The sequence below is a fragment of the Sedimentibacter sp. B4 genome (assembly GCF_000309315.1).
Classification (GTDB): domain Bacteria; phylum Bacillota; class Clostridia; order Tissierellales; family Sedimentibacteraceae; genus Sedimentibacter; species Sedimentibacter saalensis.
The window spans coordinates 1-444 of the sequence record NZ_CANG01000920.1; the positions used below are offsets into that span (position 1 = coordinate 1).

General features: G+C 75.0%; 1 pseudogene. It reads left to right on the plus strand.

Annotated elements, in window-relative coordinates:
* Window positions 1–444: pseudogene (locus tag BN358_RS24655) on the plus strand (xylulokinase); the annotation flags it as partial.

Sequence of the window (444 nt, forward strand, 5' to 3'; positions counted from 1 at the left end):
CCCCGGCCTGCTCGCCGCGGCCGGCGTGGACGCGTCCCTGTGGCCCGGGATCGTCGAGTCCACCGACGTCGTGGGCGGGCTGACCGCCGCAGCGGCAGAGGAACTCGGACTGCGCCAGGGCACGAAGGTGGTGGCCGGCGGCGGCGACGGGCCCATGGCCGCGGTGGCGGCCGGCTGTGTCAGCCCCGAATCCCCCGGCTACGTGTGCCTGGGCACCTCGGCCTGGTACGCCTGCACCACCACCGAACCGTTCCTCGACTCCGGGCAGCGCACGTTCACCCTCTGCCACGTCGTGCCCGGCCTGTTCACCCCGACCGCGACCACCCAGACCGGTGCCGGGTCGCTGCAGTGGGCTGCGGAGGTGCTCGGCGGGGAGTCGCCCGACATCGCCGAGCTGATCGAGGCCGCCGCCGGGGTCGCCGCTGCGGACGAGGGCCTGTTCTT